The organism is Streptomyces sp. NPDC048751 (assembly GCF_043198595.1).
In the GTDB taxonomy this organism is placed as follows: Bacteria; Actinomycetota; Actinomycetes; order Streptomycetales; family Streptomycetaceae; genus Streptomyces.
This window is the reverse complement of the sequence record NZ_JBICUX010000023.1, coordinates 16,097-31,605: the sequence shown is the minus strand read 5'-3', so window position 1 is coordinate 31,605 and position 15,509 is coordinate 16,097. Positions and strand designations below refer to the sequence as shown.

At 70.4% G+C, this 15,509-nt stretch carries 9 protein-coding genes; 4 read left to right on the top strand and 5 right to left on the bottom strand.

The window, feature by feature from the left end; all coding sequences use genetic code 11:
- Window positions 1-92: 92 nt before the first annotated feature.
- Window positions 93-1,550 carry a hypothetical protein gene (locus ACGFNV_RS42740; protein WP_393630707.1) on the bottom strand — a complete coding sequence of 486 codons (1,458 nt, stop codon included), beginning with the start codon at window positions 1,548-1,550 and terminating at the stop codon, window positions 93-95.
- Window positions 1,551-1,682: 132 nt separating this feature from the next.
- Window positions 1,683-6,623: an NAD-glutamate dehydrogenase gene (locus tag ACGFNV_RS42735; RefSeq protein WP_393630609.1), complete on the bottom strand. Its 4,941-nt coding sequence runs from the start codon at window positions 6,621-6,623 to the stop codon at window positions 1,683-1,685.
- A 577-nt stretch (window positions 6,624-7,200) separates the two neighbouring features.
- Here ACGFNV_RS42735 and ACGFNV_RS42730 point away from each other — a divergent pair.
- On the top strand, window positions 7,201-7,767 hold the full coding sequence (locus ACGFNV_RS42730; RefSeq protein WP_133931444.1) for a DJ-1/PfpI family protein: 567 nt from the start codon (window positions 7,201-7,203) through the stop codon (window positions 7,765-7,767).
- 43 nt (window positions 7,768-7,810) lie between these two features.
- On the opposite strand, the gene ACGFNV_RS42725 is transcribed toward ACGFNV_RS42730, so the two are convergent.
- Both ACGFNV_RS42725 and ACGFNV_RS42720 read right to left on the bottom strand, forming a co-directional pair.
- Complete coding sequence (locus ACGFNV_RS42725) at window positions 7,811-8,476, bottom strand: HAD family hydrolase (protein WP_393630607.1); 666 nt, start codon at window positions 8,474-8,476, stop codon at window positions 7,811-7,813.
- Between the two features lie 373 nt (window positions 8,477-8,849).
- Complete coding sequence (locus ACGFNV_RS42720) at window positions 8,850-9,365, bottom strand: DUF6912 family protein (protein WP_393630606.1); 516 nt, start codon at window positions 9,363-9,365, stop codon at window positions 8,850-8,852.
- A gap of 328 nt (window positions 9,366-9,693) precedes the next feature.
- Here ACGFNV_RS42720 and ACGFNV_RS42715 point away from each other — a divergent pair, with 328 nt between their 5' ends.
- Complete coding sequence (locus tag ACGFNV_RS42715) at window positions 9,694-10,446, top strand: Rv3235 family protein (RefSeq protein ID WP_393630604.1); 753 nt, start codon at window positions 9,694-9,696, stop codon at window positions 10,444-10,446.
- A 131-nt stretch (window positions 10,447-10,577) separates the two neighbouring features.
- Here the strand turns inward: ACGFNV_RS42715 and secA are convergent, their stop codons facing one another.
- Window positions 10,578-13,391, bottom strand: a complete 2,814-nt coding sequence (gene secA / locus ACGFNV_RS42710) for a preprotein translocase subunit SecA (RefSeq protein ID WP_393630603.1) — start codon at window positions 13,389-13,391, stop codon at window positions 10,578-10,580.
- A 243-nt stretch (window positions 13,392-13,634) separates the two neighbouring features.
- Between secA and ACGFNV_RS42705 the strand changes: the two genes are divergently transcribed.
- Together ACGFNV_RS42705 and ACGFNV_RS42700 are read left to right on the top strand one after the other, a co-directional pair.
- The gene (locus ACGFNV_RS42705) at window positions 13,635-14,210 is read left to right on the top strand and encodes a GNAT family N-acetyltransferase (protein ID WP_393630601.1); all 576 of its coding nucleotides are present in this window, start codon (window positions 13,635-13,637) and stop codon (window positions 14,208-14,210) included.
- 99 nt (window positions 14,211-14,309) lie between these two features.
- Window positions 14,310-15,509, top strand: a complete 1,200-nt coding sequence (locus ACGFNV_RS42700) for a winged helix-turn-helix domain-containing protein (RefSeq protein ID WP_393630599.1) — start codon at window positions 14,310-14,312, stop codon at window positions 15,507-15,509.

Genomic DNA, 15,509 nt, shown 5'->3' with positions numbered 1-15,509 from the left:
TGAGGACGAGGCCCGTTCAGGGCCGAAGCGGGGGCCCGGGGGCGGCAGCCCCCGGGATGGGACGGGAAGGGGCGGCGGGGGCGTACAACACCTCACCGCACCACCGCGTAGAGCACCTGCCCCCCGGGCCCCCGGGCCACCACCCGCAACCCCGGATCCCCTCTCCCCACCCCCCGATCGACAACCCACCGCACCCCATAAGCCCGCACGATCTCCCTCCGCTCCCCCTCCGACGTCCCCGCCGCGAAATACCTCCGCACCACCGCCGCCCTCCTCCCCTCGTCCGGCAGGAAGAAGGCGGGATACCCAGGCGCCACGGTGTACGCCCCGTACGCCGGAATCTGCCGCTCCGGCCGCCCGCCCCGCGCCATCACCACATCCCCGTACCGCACCCACGGCGTGATCCAGTGGTACCCCGCCCACGGCTCCCGGTACTTCTCCGCGACCGCCTCCGGCAGCCACCCCCGCCGCACGACATACCCCAGCGTCCCGACCTGCGTCCAAGCCCCCACCGCCAACGCCCCGGCCAGCACACACGCCCACGCCACCCGCACCCCTCTCCGCCCCACCCCCACCACCTCCAGCGCCACCGCGACCTGCGCCGGAATCAACACCGCGGGCAGGGCCCGCCCCCACGCGTAGTGCCCACTCGCCCACCCCGCCCCGACCACCACCACCCCCATCGCGAAGAACAGCACCAACGGATCGAACCGATCCCGCCACCACCGCACCCCCAGCGCCACCACCCCCACCGACACCAGCCCGAACCTGCCGACCAGGTCCTCGTACAGCACCCGGTGCAGCGCCTCCAGCCCGTCCCCCGCCGCCCCGAACAACGCGAAGAAGTCGTAGTACGGCCACACCCACAGCACCGCCACCCCCACCAGCACACCCACCCCCAGCCGCCCCCACACCACCCTCCCGGGCCGCGCCGCGACCACCGTGGCGACCGCACCCAACGACGCGACGACCCCGGAGAACTGGTGGCACAGCAGGATCACCGCCCACAGCACCCCCAGCCCGCACCACACCCCCCACCCCCGCTCCGCCCGCCCCACCGCCCGGCTGAGCCATGCCCAGAAATGAAAGGCGAGCCCCAGCGCCAGCACGCTCGGGTAGGACACCGTCAGCGCCAGGGAGTTCAGCCCGAGGAACCCGCTCCAGTTGAACAGCTCCGTCCCCCACAGGAACAGCACGCACAGCAATGCGAGCGCGGGCGCCGCACGGTGCGCGCTCAGCGTCCGGACGTACCGCCACACGCCCGTCACCAGCAGCCCCAGCCCCACGAGCGCCCCCACCCGCAGCACCACGAACGCCGAGAGCCCGGTCACCCGTGCGAGGCACCCGAGCAGCAGCGTCCACGGCGAGTAGTAGGGGCTCGGCGTGTCCGCGTCGACCAGCGGGTTCCCGGGGTCGGTGAGGCTGTGCCGCAGCCGTTCGACGGTCGCCGCGTGCATGCCGAGGTCACCGGCCCAGGGAAGCCGGACGACGACCAGCAGCATCAGAACGAGAACGAGGGCGACGGCCGCCCTGGGCACCATGACGCGCATCCCGCTCGGAGTCACGCGGTCACTTTATAATGCATGCCCACATAAGCCCGAAATGCCCCACCGGGAGCGGGCGGCCAGAAACACAGGGCGCCCCGAGCCTCCCGGCCCGGGGCGCCCTCACCGACGTATCCCCTACGAATGCGACCGCAGCAGCGTCCGCATCGTCCGCATCGCCACCGACAGGTTGGCCAGATCGAACGAGTCCGAGCTCTGGATCTCGTCCAGAGTCGTCCGCGCCCGGCCGAGGAGCGCCGCGTTCTTCTCCTGCCACGCCGTGAAGCGCTGCTCGGGAGTTGACGTGCCGTTGCCGACGGCCAGAACCTCCGCCGTCAGCGCCGCGTGGGCCGCGTACAGGTCCTCGCGGATGGAGGCGCGGGCCATGGACTGCCAGCGGTCGGCGCGGGGCAGCTCGATGATGCGGTCCATGAGCTGGGTGATGTGCAGCCGGTCGGCGAGGTCGTAGTACACCTCGGCGACGTCCAGCGGCTCCCGGCCCATACGGTCGGCCACCGACACGATGTCGAGCGCCGGGAAGGCGGAGGAGAACCCGGCCACGCGGGTGGCCAGTTCGTCCGGGACGCCGGCGCCCGTCAGCTCGTCGTGGATCTTCTGCCACCACTCCTGGTCCGCGCCACGCAGCAGCTTCGGCAGCTGCGACCACACCTGCTCGACGCGCTCGGCGAAGAAGTCGACGGTCTCGGCGAGCTGAAGCGGCTGCGGCCGGTTGTTGAGCAGCCAGCGCGTGCCGCGCTCCACCAGTCGGCGCGAGTGCAGACGGATGCGGGTCTGGACGTCGGCCTCGACCTTGTTGTCGAGCGCCTCGACCGCGTCCCACACCTCGGAGGAGCGGAAGGTCTCGCGGGCCACGGTCTGCGCCCTGACGATCTCCTCCAGGGAGGCACCGGTCTCCTCGCGCAGGCGGTGCAGGTAGGTCGTACCACCCGTGTTGACCGTGTCGTTGACCAGCACGGTCGTGGTGATCTCACGGCGCAGCGGGTGGCCCTCGACCCGCTCGGCGAACTGCTCGCGCAGCGCGGTCGGGAAGTAGCAGTGCAGCAGACCGCTCAGGTAGGGGTCGTCCGGCAGCGAGGTGTGCAGCAGTTCCTCGGCGACCGTGATCTTCGTGTACGCCAGCAGGACGGCGGTCTCCGGGCCGGTCAGGCCCTGGCCCTGGCCGAGGCGCTCGCGGATCTGACGGTCGGTCGGCAGGAACTCCAGGGCCCGGTCGAGGTGGCCCTCGCGCACCAGGTGGCGGATGAAGCGCTGCTGGGCGTGGAGCATGTCCTTGGACTGGGCGAGGGCGTTGGCGATCGCGGTGTTCTGCGCGTAGTTGTTGCGCAGGACCAGCGCGCCGACCTCGTCGGTCATCTCGGCGAGCAGCTTGTTGCGCTGCTTGACGGTCATGTCGCCGTCCGTGACCAGGCCGTTCAGCAGGATCTTGATGTTCACCTCGTGGTCGGAGGTGTCCACGCCCGCGCTGTTGTCGATGGCGTCCGTGTTGATCCTGCCGCCGCGCAGCGCGAACTCGATCCGGCCGAGCTGGGTGAGCCCCAGGTTGCCGCCCTCGCCGACGACCTGGACCCGCAGGTCCCCGCCGTCGACGCGGATCGGGTCGTTGGCCTTGTCGCCGACGTCCGCGTGGGTCTCGGTGGACGCCTTGACGTACGTACCGATGCCGCCGTTCCACAGCAGGTCCACCGGCGCCTTGAGGATGGCCCTCATCAGGTCGGCCGGCGTCATCTTGGTGACGCGCTCCTCGATGCCGAGGGCCTCGCGGATGTGCGCGTTGACGGGGATCGACTTCGCCGTACGGGGGAAGATCCCGCCGCCGGCCGACAGCAGCTCGGTGTTGTAGTCGGCCCAGCTGGAGCGGGGCAGCTCGAACAGGCGACGGCGCTCGGCGTAGGAGGTGTCCGCGACCGGGTGCGGGTCGATGAAGATGTGCCGGTGGTCGAAGGCGGCGACCAGGCGGATGTGCTCGGAGAGCAGCATGCCGTTGCCGAACACGTCACCGGACATGTCGCCGATGCCGACGACCGTGAAGTCCTCGGCCTGCGTGTTCACGCCCAGCTCGCGGAAGTGCCGCTTGACGGACTCCCAGGCGCCGCGGGCGGTGATGCCCATGCCCTTGTGGTCGTAGCCGGCCGAGCCGCCGGAGGCGAAGGCGTCCCCGAGCCAGAAGTTGTACGACTCGGCGACCTCGTTGGCGATGTCGGAGAACGTCGCCGTGCCCTTGTCGGCCGCGACCACGAGGTACGTGTCGTCCTCGTCGTGGCGGACGACGTCCGGCGGCGGGACGACCTCGCCGGCGACCATGTTGTCGGTGATGTCGAGCAGGGCCGAGATGAACGTCTTGTAGCTGGCGATGCCCTCGGCCAGCCAGGCGTCCCGGTCGACGCTCGGGTCCGGCAGCTGCTTGGCGACGAAGCCGCCCTTGGCGCCGACGGGCACGATGACGGTGTTCTTCACCATCTGCGCCTTGACCAGGCCCAGGATCTCGGTCCGGAAGTCCTCGCGCCGGTCGGACCAGCGCAGACCACCGCGCGCGACCTTCCCGAACCTGAGGTGCACGCCCTCGACACGCGGCGAGTACACCCAGATCTCGAACGCCGGGCGCGGGGCCGGCAGGTCCGGGATGGCCTGCGGGTCGAACTTCATGGAGACGTACGCGTGCGGCTTGCCGCCCGCCGCCTCCTGGAAGAAGTTGGTGCGCAGCGTCGCCTTGATCACGGTGAGGAAGGACCGCAGGATCCTGTCCTCGTCGAGGCTCGCCACCTGGTCGAGGGCGGCGTCCAGCTCCTCCAGGAGCGCGTCGACGATCTCCATCCCGGCGCGCTGGCGCTCGGGGGACATCCGCGCCTCGAAGAGGGAGACCAGCAGGCGGGTGGTGTGGACGTTGGTGCGGAGGGTGTCCTCCATGTAGTCCTGGCTGAACGTCGACCCGGCCTGCCGCAGGTACTTGGCGTACGCCCGCAGCACCATCGCCTGCCGCCAGGTCAGCCCGGCACCCAGCACGAGGGCGTTGAAGCCGTCGTTCTCCGCCTGGCCGGTCCAGGTGGCGGCGAAGGCCTCCTGGAAACGCTCGCGGCCGTCGTCGCCGAGGTAGTCGCCGTTGCCGCCGGCCAGCGCCTTGGGGATGCGCAGACCGAAGTCGTAGATCCAGGCGACGCTCCGGTCCGAGCAGCGCAGTTCGTAGGGCCGCTCGTCCATCACCTCGACGCCGAGCCGGTTGAGGACCGGCAGCACCGCGGACAGGGAGACCGACTCACCCTTGCGGTAGATCTTGAACCGGCGCTCGTCGGGTGCGGCGCCGACCGGCTCGTACAGGCTGAGGGCGAAGTCGTTGCCCTCCTCCTCGCTGAGCCGTTCCAGGTTGCACAGGTCGGCGACGGCCGCGCGCGGTGAGTGGTCGGCCTTGTAGCCCTCGGGGAAGGCGTTGTTGTAGCTGCGCAGCAGTTCGGCGGCGCGCTCCTCGCCGAGTTCGGCGTTCAGCGCGTCCGAGAACCCGTCGACCCAGGAGCGGGCGGCCTCGACGAGCCGCGCCTCGATGCGGTCCTTGTCGGCGTCGCTGAGCTGCTCCAGTTCGGTGCCCTGCGGGACGCGGACGACGAAGTGCAGCCGGGAGAGGATCGACTCGGTGTTCCAGGCGGTGAAGTCGACGCTGATGCCGCCGAGCTCCTCCTTGAGGATGTCGATGATCCGCAGCCGGACACCGGTGGTGTAGCGGTCGCGGGGGAGGTAGACGAGGGCGGAGTAGTAGCGCCCGTACTCGTCCTGGCGGAGGTAGAGCCTGAGGCGCCGGCGCTCCTGGAGGTAGAGCACGGAGGTGACGATGGCCTGCAGCTCGTCGACCGGGGTCTGGAAGAGCTCGTCGCGCGGGTACGTCTCCAGGATCTGCAGCAGGTCGCGCCCGTCGTGGCTGTTGGGCGAGAACCCGGCGCGCTCCAGCACCTCGTCGACCTTGCGCCGGATCACCGGGACCCGGCGCACGGACTCGGTGTACGCGGCGGAGGAGAACAGGCCGAGGAAGCGGCGCTCACCGACGACGTTGCCCTGATCGTCGAACTTCTTGACGCCGATGTAGTCCAGATACGACGGCCGGTGCACGGTGGCACGGCTGTTCGCCTTGGTCAGGACGAGCAGGTTGTGCTCGCGGGCCTTGGCGCGGGCGTCCGCGGGCAGCCGCTCGAAGGACGGGCTGACCGGGTGGCTCTCGTCGCCGGAGTGGTGCGGGTCGGAGCGCAGGATGCCGAGGCCGGTGCCGGGCACGGCGGCGAGGGAGTCGTCGTCGCGCAGCTGATACTCGCGGTAGCCGAGGAACGTGAAGTGGTCGGCGGCCAGCCAGCGCAGCAGCTCACGGGCCTCCTCGATCTCCAGCTCGCGCAGGTCGGAGGCGACGGGCTCCTTCGGCAGCTCGTCGGCCATGCGCAGCGCCGCGTCCCGCATCTTGTCCCAGTCCTCGACGGCCTCACGGACGTCGGACAGGACACGCAGCAGATCGGCGGTGATCTGCTTGAGGTCGCCGCGGTCGGTCTCCCGGTCGATCTCCACGTGGATCCAGGACTCGATGTGCACGTCGTGCGGGAGGTCCTCCTCGCGCGATGCGCCGAGCACCTCGATGAGCCTGCCGGTGACGTCGCGGCGGACCACGATCTGCGGGTGGATGACGACGTGGATGCCGCGGCCCTGGCGGGTCAGCTCGTTCGTCACCGAGTCCACGAGGAAGGGCATGTCGTCGGTGACGACCTCGACGACGGAGTGGCTGCACGTCCAGCCGTTCTCCTCGACGGTCGGGGTGTGGACCCGGACGTTGGCGGTGCCCTGCGGGCGGTTCTCGGCCAGCCGGTAGTGCGAGAAAGCGGCTCCGAAGACGTCGACCGGGTCGCGGTCGCCCAGGTCCTCCGGGGCGGTGTGCAGGTAGTAACGCCGGAGGAACGCGAGCGCGGTGTCCCGGTCCGGGGTGCCCTCGTCCGTGGTCCCGGTGGGAAAGTGCCCCCCGACCGGGCTGTTCTCAGCGACCCGAGCAGCCCTCTCCAGCAACTCGGCCTTGGCTTCGTCCAGCTTGGTCTGCATTGTCCTCTGGCTCCTGTCGCGCGCCGTTGCGTGACGTAGAAGGAAGTACGGTCTCCGCCCTTCCGACGTACCGCCGCGACGCGGGGTGTCCGGTCTGCTTCGACGCTATGCCGCAAGGGGAGATGAGCGGGGAGATATGAGCCATTTTTGAGCTGCCCCACGAGTGTGACGCTGCTCTCTGCGACGCATCGTCCCCTGGGGCGCTCGGCGTCCTGGGAGCTCTCGAGGCCCCGTCCCGCCCGCGACGACCAGCGACCGCCACCCGGTCACGGAGATGATCCGTGCTCACCGGGCGCAGGGCAGGGGCAACAGCGCCCCCGCGAGCTATCGCGCTGATCACGCCACCCAGGCTATCGCTCCTCACGGGGGGCCCGTCATGAGCCGTATGTGTACAAAAGCAGGGGTGGAAGTTTGACGTTCTGCACAGGGACGGGGCCGGTGCCCTCGTGCAGGGGGTGTGAAAACTCGACGCCGGTGTCCGCGCCGGGGCACCCTGAAAGTGACCGGGCCTCTTGGCAGGGTCGCCCCCGAGAGGCACGTTGTCGGCAGGCCACGGTCCTGAGGGGAGCGCACCGACATGACAGCGAAAATCCTCATCGTCACCGGCGACGCGGCGGAATCCCTGGAAGTCCTGTACCCCTACCAGCGCCTCCGCGAAGAAGGCTACGACGTCCACATCGCAGCCCCCGCCCGCAAGAAGCTCCAGTTCGTGGTCCACGACTTCGAACCCGGCTTCGACACGTACACCGAGAAGCCCGGCTACACCTGGCCCGCCGACCTCGCCTTCTCCGAGGTGGACCCCGGTCAGTACGCGGCCGTCGTCGTCCCCGGGGGCCGCGCCCCCGAGTACCTCCGCAACGATCCCGAGCTCCGCAAGATCCTCAAGTCCTTCTTCGACGCGGACAAGCCGGTCGCCCAGATCTGCCACGGCCCCCTCCTCACCGCCGCGATCGACAGCCTCAGCGGGCGCCGCGTCACGGCGTACCCCGCGCTCGAACTCGACATGCAGACCGCCGGCGCCACCTTCCAGGACGCGGAGGCGGTCGTCGACGGCACCCTCGTCTCCTCCCGCGCCTGGCCGGACCATCCCGGCTGGATGCGCGAGTTCCTGAAGGTGCTACGGGTGAAGGCGCCGGTGAACTGACCCGAGACGCCCTCGCGCCGCCGGCGCCTCGCTGCGCGCATGCTCACGCCGCCAGTCGCTCGGCCTCCGCCACGGCTTCCTCCAGTGTGTCCACGACGGGGGCGCCCACCCCTTCGAGGCTGGCCCGGCTGTGCGAGCCCCCGGTGTACAGCACGGCCTGCGCCCCTGCGTGGCGTGCGGCGACCGCGTCGTCGGCGGCGTCCCCGATCACCACCGTGCGTCTCGCCTCCACCCCCGTGAGGGACCCGAGGTGGCGCACCATGTGCTCGGCCTTGCTGCCCCCGGACGGCCCGGTCCGTCCGTCGACCCGTATGAAGTGCTGCTCGATCCCGAACCCCCGCACCAACGGGACGAGCTCGTCGTGCACGTACATGCTGAGGATCGACTGACTCCGGCCGGCCGACCGCCACCCCATGAGCAGCTCCACCGCGCCGGTGGCGAGCGAGCACGCCACCCGGTGCTCGGCGTAGTACCGGTGGAAGACGTCGTCCATGGCCTCCCACTCGGCGTCGGTCGGCAGTCGCCCGATCAGCCGCTCGTAGAACTTCGGCACCGGTACGCAGTACAGCGCCCGGTACTGCTCCAGCGTGATGGGCTCGATGCCCAGCTCGGCGAACGCGGCGTTCGTCGCGCCGATGATCGCCTCGTTGTCGTGGAACAGCGTCCCGTTCCAGTCCCAGACAATGTGTGCCGCTCCGTGCTTCCCCATGCCCAAAAACGTACCCCCCACCACTGACAACCAGGAGGACGCAACGTCACACCACGGATGCGAGCTGCGACACCCGGGGTACACCGGGGCGCATTCCCAGGGGCTCACCGGGGCACAGCGGAGCACGCCGCGGGGGCTCGGCTCGGCCTCGACATCCGGCGGAGCTCGACCTGGGCACCCGGCGGGTGCGGCCTCGGCACCCGAGGAGGCTCGGCCTCGACACCCGACGGCTCAACCTCCGCGACCGGCCTCTGCACGCGACGAGGCTCGAGCCCCACAACCGGCGGGCTCGACCTTCGCGGTGGGCGCGGCCGACCTCCACCACCGCTCCACTCAGCCCATGGCCTCCGGGCTCACCCCCACAACGGTCGGCTCAGTCCCCCAGTCCCACCAGGTTCGGGATCTCCTGCGTCGCGTACCAGAGCAGTTCGTGGTCCTCGGCTCCGTCCACGACGAACTGTGCGTCGTCGTCACCGCCGTCCGCCGCTTCCAGCGCCCGCGCCGCCGCGGCGACGTCCGTTTCCGCGTCCCCCGCGTCCACGTGCACGGCGGCAGCCTTCGCCAGTGGCACGGCCCCGGCGACCCGTACCTCGCCGAGCGCGGCCGGGTCCAGCGCCCGGTCGGGGTCGGAGGTGGCGGCGCGGTCGGGTACGTCGACGGCGACGACGACACGCCGACGGGCCGCCGCCGGGTCCGCGGCGAGCAGCCGCAGCGAGGCCAGCGCGGCCCGGTTCAGTGCCGCGTACTCGAGCTCCTCCAGGTCGTCGGAGACGTACCACTCGCGCAGCGCCGGCGTGACGGCGTACGCCACGAGCGGCGCGGCCCCCAGCTCACCCGTCTTGTACGCCTCGGCGAGACCGGGAAGGGTCAGGGGGACGTAGACACGCATGGCTGCCGCTTTCGTGGTCGAGGGCTCCGCTTCAGGCCCCTGGGAGATCGGCGGACGCCTCCCGGAGGGCCTTCAGGATACGTGCGGACGTCCCCTTTCGAGTTCCAGCCCACCCCCTCCCAGGCGTCCACTCCGCACCCCGGAACTCACCCGCCCCGCCCCCGCCACGACAGGCTTCCGGCCACCGCGATCACCCTGATAGGTGAACTTCCCGGCCCCCCGCGCCACGCCCTTGCTTCCTTGCCGCCGCCCCGTCCGGCCCCGTAACAAGATCCCCACCAGCAAGTTACTGCCCGGTACATCCCGGGCCCACCGAACGGGATCCCCCATGAACAAGGTCATGACCAGGGCACAACACCCCCGGGCGAGCACCCCCGACACCACAGCGCCCCGCGCACCGGGCACCACCGCGCCCCGCACCCCGAGCGCCACCTCAACCCCCGCCGCCGTCCCTCCCCGCACCCCGGGCGGCGGCAGGCCCCGCACGGCACCCGGCGGTGGCCGCCCACCAGGCCCCTCGAAGGCGGCCGGCCGCGCCCGTACGCGCCCCGCGGACACCCGCCCCGCCTCCGGCCCGGGCCGAAGCGCGGCGACCGCCAAAACGGCCGTGAACGCCGGAAGGACCGTGAACGCCGCAGGCACCATCGCTGCCACCACGGCCGACGCCGACCAGTACGGCCCTGCCGCCGACACCGGACCGCGCGTCCCCGCCCCCTCCCCCCGCCGGCCCCTCACCCAGCTCCGCCCCACCGACGTCTTCGCCGACCGCCTCCTCGCCGTCCTCAGCGGCCAGCGCCCCGTCCACTACATGCTCGGCCTCACCGCGGGCCGCGCCTACGACGAACTCGCCTGGCTCGCCGAACGCGGCCCGCTGCGCACCACCCGAGGCTCCCGCCCCGTCATCCGGGACATCGGCTACGAGAGCCCCCGCCCCGGCGCCATCGAGGCCTTCGCCCGCATCGGCGCAGGCGACCGGCTGCGTGCCATGGCCTTCCGCCTGGAACTGGGCCGGGACCGCCGCTGGCGCTGCACGGCAGTGGAACTGGGCGGCCCACGCAGGCCCAGCCCGGACGACGACTGACGGCGAAAGGCTGACGGCTGACCCGGTGACTGGTGACCTGGTGACGGGTGACGGGTGACGGCTGACGCCGAAGGGCCGGGCACCCTCAGGTGACCCGGCCCTTCAACAGCTACGGCCCAGCGGCCGCACCGTCACTTCTTGCGGCGACGCCCGCCCTTGGCCTGCTTGCGCCGCTCCGCGCGCGTGAGGCCATCGGCCTCGGAGCGCACCGGCTCCTCGTCGTCGGCGAAGTCACCTTCGACGACACCGCCCTCACCGTCCACGGTCGGCGCCGAGAAGTGCAGCTCCCGCCGCTGCGGGGCGTCGAGGCCCTTCGCACGGATCTCGGGACGGGAACCCGCCTGCGCCGGAACCGCGTCCTTCGGCCCCTCGGCCGCCGGCTTGGCATCCTCGACCGGAACTTCCTCGACCTGCTGCTCGACCTGGACCTCCAGGTTGAACAGGTAGCCGACGGACTCCTCCTTGATGCCGTCCATCATCGCGGAGAACATGTCGAAGCCCTCGCGCTGGTACTCGACCAGCGGGTCCTTCTGGGCCATCGCGCGCAGGCCGATGCCCTCCTGGAGGTAGTCCATCTCGTAGAGGTGCTCGCGCCACTTGCGGTCCAGGACCGACAGCACGACCCGGCGCTCCAGCTCACGCATGATCTCGGAGCCCAGCTGCGCCTCACGCGCGTCGTACTGCTGGCGGATGTCGTCCTTGATGGACTCGCTGATGAACTCGGCCGTCAGCCCGGCCCGGTCGCCGGCCGCGTCCTCCAGCTCCTCGACGGTGACCTTCACCGGGTAGAGCTGCTTGAAGGCGCCCCACAGCCGGTCCAGGTCCCACTCCTCGGCGAAGCCCTCGGCCGTCTCGGCGGCGACGTACGCGTCGATCGTGTCGTCCATGAAGTGGTGGACCTGCTCCTGGAGGTCCTCGCCCTCCAGGACACGGCGCCGCTCGCCGTAGATGACCTCGCGCTGACGGTTGAGGACCTCGTCGTACTTGAGGACGTTCTTACGGGTCTCGAAGTTCTGCTGCTCGACCTGCGACTGCGCGGACGCGATCGCGCGCGTGACCATCTTGTTCTCGATCGGCACGTCGTCCGGGACGTTCGCCATCGACATCACGCGCTCGACCATCTGCGCCTTGAACAGACGCATCAGGTCGTCGCCGAGCGACAGGTAGAAGCGGGACTCGCCGGGGTCGCCCTGACGGCCGGAACGACCGCGCAGCTGGTTGTCGATACGACGCGACTCGTGCCGCTCGGTGCCCAGCACGTAGAGACCGCCGAGCTCCTCGACCTCTTCCTTCTCGGCCTTGACGGCCTGCTCGGCCTTCTCCAGGGCCGCGGGCAGGGCGTGCGCCCACTCCTCGATGTGCTCCTCGGGGTCGAGGCCGCGCTGGCGCAGCTCCGCCTCGGCGAGGTCCTCGGGGTTGCCGCCGAGCTTGATGTCCGTACCACGACCGGCCATGTTGGTGGCCACGGTCACGGCGCCCTTGCGGCCGGCCTGGGCGACGATCGACGCCTCACGCTCGTGGTGCTTGGCGTTCAGCACCTCGTGCTGGATGCCGCGCTTGCTGAGCTGCTGAGAGAGATACTCGGACTTCTCGACCGACGTCGTACCGACGAGGATCGGCTGGCCCTTCTCGTGCTTCTCGGCGATGTCGTCGACGACCGCCTCGAACTTCGCGACCTCGGTGCGGTAGATGAGGTCCGACTGGTCCTTGCGGACCATCGGCTTGTTCGTCGGGATCGGGACCACACCGAGCTTGTAGATCTGATGGAACTCGGCGGCCTCGGTCATCGCCGTACCGGTCATGCCGGAGAGCTTGCTGTAGAGGCGGAAGAAGTTCTGCAGGGTGATCGTGGCGAGCGTCTGGTTCTCGTCCTTGATGTCCACCCCTTCCTTCGCCTCGATCGCCTGGTGCATGCCCTCGTTGTAGCGGCGGCCGGCGAGGATACGTCCGGTGTGCTCGTCGACGATCATGACTTCGCCGTCGATGACGACGTAGTCCTTGTCCTTCTTGAAGAGTTCCTTGGCCTTGATGGCGTTGTTCAGGTAACCCACGAGCGGGGTGTTCACCGACTCGTAGAGGTTGTCGATGCCCAGCCAGTCTTCGACCTTGCTGACACCCGCCTCGTGGATGGCGACCGTGCGCTTCTTCTCGTCGACGTCGTAGTCGCCGGTCTCCTCGAGGCCCTTGAGGGGGTTGCCCGCCTCGCCCTTCTTCAGGCGCGTGACCAGCTTGGCGAAGTCGCCGTACCACTTGGTGGCCTGGTCGGCCGGACCGGAGATGATCAGCGGCGTACGGGCCTCGTCGACCAGGATGGAGTCGACCTCGTCGACGATGGCGAAGTTGTGGCCGCGCTGGACGAGCTCGTCCTTGGACCACGCCATGTTGTCGCGGAGGTAGTCGAAGCCGAACTCGTTGTTCGTGCCGTAGGTGATGTCGCAGTTGTACTGCTCACGGCGCTGGGCCGGCGTCATGTTGGAGAGGATGCAGCCGACCGTGAGGCCGAGGAACCGGTGGACGCGGCCCATCATCTCGGAGTCGCGCTCTGCCAGGTAGTCGTTGACCGTGATGAGGTGGACGCCGTCTCCGGAGAGGGCGTTCAGATACGCGGGCAGCGTGCCGACCAGGGTCTTGCCCTCACCGGTCTTCATCTCGGCCACGTAGCCCATGTGCAGGGCGGCGCCGCCCATCATCTGGACGTCGTAGTGCCGCTGGCCGAGGACGCGCTTGGCGGCCTCGCGGACCGTGGCGAAGGCCTCGGGGAGCAGGTCGTCGAGGCTCTCTCCGTCGGCGTACCGCTGCTTGTACTCATCGGTGAGGGCTCGCAGCTCGGCGTCGGAGAGGTCGACGAAGTCCTCTTCGATGGAGTTGACCTGGTCCGCGATGCGGTGCAGCTTGCGCAGGATCTTGCCTTCGCCTGCACGCATGATCTTCGAGAGGACGGACACGGGGGTTGGTCTCCTTGCCGGTCGGGCCTGGGACGGTCGGTTTCCATTTGACTTACTGAGCAACGGCCATCGTATGCGAGGACCCCACCGCGCCGGGAGGCCCGCACATCCGCTTCAAAGGGCACAACGGCCGGGGCCCGCGGATGGTGCCGCGCACCGCCGACGAATCACACGAACTGTGATCGCACGCTCACCCAGCGCAAAAAGATGGCGGCGCGGCGCACCCCCGAGCAGAATCGGCCGATGGAACCCGTGACGCTCACCACCGACCGTCTCCTCCTGCGCACGGTCGGTCCCCAGGACACCGACGCCGTGTACGCCGCCGCCCAGGACCCCGACATCCAGCGGTGGACCACCCTTCCCTCCCCGTACCACCGTGAACACGCCGAGAGCTTCACGGAACAACTGGTCCCGGACGGCTGGGCCGACTCCTCGATGTTCACGTTCGGCGTCTTCCTCCCCGAAGGGGAGCTGGTGGGCATGCTCAGCCTCACCATGCGTTCCCTGGGCTCCGCCGAGATCGGCTTCTGGGCCGCCAAGGAGCACCGCGGCAACGGCTACACCACCGAGGCCGCTCTCACCGCCTCCCGCTGGGCCTTCACACAGCTCGCCGTGGACCGCGTCGAATGGCGTGCCGAAGTCGGCAACACCGCCTCCCGCGCGGTGGCCGAACACACCGGCTTCACCATCGAGGGCACCCTCCGCTCCGCCGTCAGCAACAAGGGCGTCCGCCGGGACTGCTGGGTGGGCTCCCTCCTCCCCTCGGACCTGAACCTCCCCTCAACGGCCCCCTACCTGCCGGCCCGCTCATCCCCCTGACCCACCCCCGCCCGGCCCGGTACCGGGTGCCCGCACAGTCCGGCCCGGGAACACCTCGCGCCCCCCCCACTGTCAGACCCACCCCCTATCGTGCGACTCATGACGACCCCGCGCCCCACAACCACCCTCTCGGCGGACGAGGCCCGCCGCATCGCCCTGAGAGCCCAAGGCTTCCTCGGCGCCCCCGACCGCCGCTCCGGCGTCCGCGGCGTCCTCCGCCATCTGGGCGCGGTCCAGCTGGACACCATCTCCGTCCTCGCCCGCTCCCATGAACTCATCCCCTACGCCCGCCTGGGCGCGGTGGGCCGCAGCACAGTCGAGAACGCCTACTGGCAGCCCCAGCCGGACGGCGCGCCTCCGGCACGACCACACGCCTTCGAGTACTGGTCGCACGCCGCCTGCATCCTCCCCATCGAGGAGTGGCCCCACTTCGCCTTCCGCCGCCGCGCCTACCGCAACCGCCCGCACTGGAACCACGAGCTCCCCGACGGCACCTACGACCAGGTCGTCAAGCAGCTCCGCTCCGAAGGCCCCCTCACCGCCACGGAGTTGGGCGGTGCGAAGAAGACCAGCGAGTGGTGGGACTGGTCGGGCACGAAGGTCGCCGTCGAACGCGCCCTGATGTACGGCGAAGTGGTCTGCGTCGAACGCCGTGGCTGGAAGCGCGTCTACGACCTCGCCGAGCGCGCCGTCCCCGAAGCCCTGCTGCACGACGAGCTGGACGACACCGAGTGCCTGCGCCGCCTGGTGCGCCTCGCCGGCCAGTCCCTCGGCGTCGGCACCCGCGCGGACATCGCCGACTACCACCGCCTCAAGGGCGACCAGGTCGACCAGGTGATCGCCGACTCGGGTCTGGTCCCGGTGACGGTCGAAGGCTGGGGCAAGCCCGCCTGGGCCGACCCTGCGGCCCTGGAGACACCCCCGCGCGGCCGGCACCGCACCACACTGCTGTCCCCGTTCGACTCCCTGATCTGGGAACGGGCCCGCACGGAACGCCTCTTCGGCTTCACCCACCGTCTGGAGGCCTACGTCCCCAAGCCGAAGCGTGTCCACGGCTACTTCGCGATGCCGGTCCTCGCCGGCGGCCACCTCGTCGGCCGCGTGGACCCGGCCCGCGAGGGCCGCACCCTGGTCGCCAAGCAGATCACCCTGGACGGCCCGAACACGGTCCCGGCGGTGGCGCAGGCCCTGGCCGAGGCGGCGAGCTGGGTGGACTGCACGGACGTACGCGTGGAACGCGTGGCCGCCCCCGAGCTGCGCGAGCCCCTCACCAGGGAGCTCACCCGCATACTCGCCTGA

Bases quoted from the DNA above. Each gene is read 5' to 3' on its own strand.
- ACGFNV_RS42715 (WP_393630604.1), top strand. From the start codon at position 9,694: ATGAACAAGGTCATGACCAGGGCACAACACCCCCGGGCGAGCACCCCC.
- ACGFNV_RS42725 (WP_393630607.1), bottom strand. From the start codon at position 8,476: ATGGGGAAGCACGGAGCGGCACACATTGTCTGGGACTGGAACGGGACG.
- ACGFNV_RS42730 (WP_133931444.1), top strand. From the start codon at position 7,201: ATGACAGCGAAAATCCTCATCGTCACCGGCGACGCGGCGGAATCCCTG.
- ACGFNV_RS42720 (WP_393630606.1), bottom strand. From the start codon at position 9,365: ATGCGTGTCTACGTCCCCCTGACCCTTCCCGGTCTCGCCGAGGCGTAC.
- ACGFNV_RS42735 (WP_393630609.1), bottom strand. From the start codon at position 6,623: ATGCAGACCAAGCTGGACGAAGCCAAGGCCGAGTTGCTGGAGAGGGCT.
- ACGFNV_RS42740 (WP_393630707.1), bottom strand. From the start codon at position 1,550: ATGCGCGTCATGGTGCCCAGGGCGGCCGTCGCCCTCGTTCTCGTTCTG.
- ACGFNV_RS42700 (WP_393630599.1), top strand. From the start codon at position 14,310: ATGACGACCCCGCGCCCCACAACCACCCTCTCGGCGGACGAGGCCCGC.
- ACGFNV_RS42705 (WP_393630601.1), top strand. From the start codon at position 13,635: ATGGAACCCGTGACGCTCACCACCGACCGTCTCCTCCTGCGCACGGTC.